The following is a 1,504-nucleotide window of genomic DNA, read 5'->3' as shown; positions in this document are numbered from 1 at the left end:
CGCGACGAACAGGAAGCCCGCTCGTTCGAGTTCGGTCTCGGACGCCAGCGCAAGCACGAACGCCGCGAACGCCGGACCGAGGAGCGCCATCATCTCGACGGTCGGAGTCATCTCGCCGACGACGGCGGGCAACGACGTGGGCGCATTCCGCCCGATTCGAATCCCGCTTGCGGCTCCGGCGGTGGTGAGCGCGAGCATGCCAGCAGCCACGTCGGCTGACAGCGGCGAGCGGTCGGCGACCGCTCGGATGCGGTCGCCGACTGGTTGCAAGAGCGATTCCACCCCGCCGCGTTCGGTTCGGCCGCTCATCCTCCTCCTCCGTCGAGGCGTGCCCGCCAACTCCTCCGTGTCGGCTTCGGTGAACCGTTCGAGGAGCGTCGCGACCGCGCCGTAGAACCCGGTTCCTGGCTCGTCGGCCAGTCGGTCTGCGACACCGTTCGCGGCAACGCGGAGGTGCCTGTCGAGGAAATCGAGACGAGCACGAGCCACGTCGGCGTCGACGGCGGCCTCTCGGCGGCACAGATACCCCATGAACTCGAGTTCGAACCGAATGTGGTCGTGGTTGTCACGGTCCGATTCGTCCACGTCCACGCCGAAATACTCGTACGCCCGTGCGAGATCGAGGTTGACGTCGTTCCACGAAACCTCCGACCGATACGTGGATTCGTACAGCGGGACCGGCGGATCCTGTGAGGATACCGTCCCGTCCGTCGGGTCGAGCACTTCGGAGAAGCCGATGACGAACAGGTCGTTGTACCGCGCCGCGAGCATGTCGTGGTCGTCGTCGGTCGTCAATGATGGCGCGTCGACCGACAACCCACTCGCGTCGAGCAACGACTGGAGTTGCGCGTTGAGCCGACCGTCCGCGAGGGCGGCGTAGAACTCACCGTCCGGGTCGATGAACGAGCGCGCGAGGAGGGCGTAGACGCCACCGCGCGCTGCCGCGCTGGTTTCGATGCTTTCGTCTCGGAGCCAGTCCATGACGACGCCGCCTTCCTGCGGTCGCTCGCCGTCGGCGAGCGTGTGGTCTGTGGTGTCAGTCATACTATCAGGTCCTCCGAACGGCAGAAACGGTGACGAGGACGACGACGACGATGGCGAGTCCAGCGACGGTCCAGAGCAGCGTCTCGAACGGCGCGCCGCCCGACTCTGAGCTGAACGCGAGGTGGTGCCACTCGCTCACGCCCTTTCGACCGGACCGCTCCATGTTCGACCCGTTCCAGACGGCGAACGCGAACGATCGAGGACTATCTCGTCACGGTTCGGAGCGACTACACCATCCTCATCTACAAACCGATCGGGACACAACGCGATACTGGTAAAAACCCATGCCCGACTAGCTGATCAAGAAAAACGTTCCATACTTGGCGATGTAGTACGACGCTTTCTTCTCCCGAGACTGACGTCGCTATTCAGACCCGTAATCAGTGAGCCGGAGCTTCCCCTCAACCTCGTAGAGATGGCCTTTTCATGTAGAGTCGTTCGATGATATCCTCGGCAGCTA

1 protein-coding gene and 1 pseudogene are annotated in these 1,504 nt (G+C 63.8%); both read right to left on the bottom strand.

Features of this window, described 5'->3' with window-relative positions:
- Window positions 1-1,044, bottom strand: a 1,044-nt coding sequence (locus BG842_RS32710; RefSeq protein ID WP_069449821.1) for a molecular chaperone TorD family protein, incomplete at its 3' end; no start/stop codon positions are given.
- Window positions 1,045-1,048: 4 nt separating this feature from the next.
- A pseudogene (locus BG842_RS28615) lies at window positions 1,049-1,252 on the bottom strand (DMSO reductase); the annotation flags it as partial.
- Window positions 1,253-1,504 lie beyond the last annotated feature (252 nt).

The sequence above is a fragment of the Haladaptatus sp. W1 genome, from assembly GCF_001723155.1.
Taxonomy (GTDB): domain Archaea; phylum Halobacteriota; class Halobacteria; order Halobacteriales; family Haladaptataceae; genus Haladaptatus; species Haladaptatus paucihalophilus.
The sequence above is the reverse complement of the archived record's forward strand: the minus strand, read 5'-3'. Positions and strand labels throughout refer to the sequence as shown.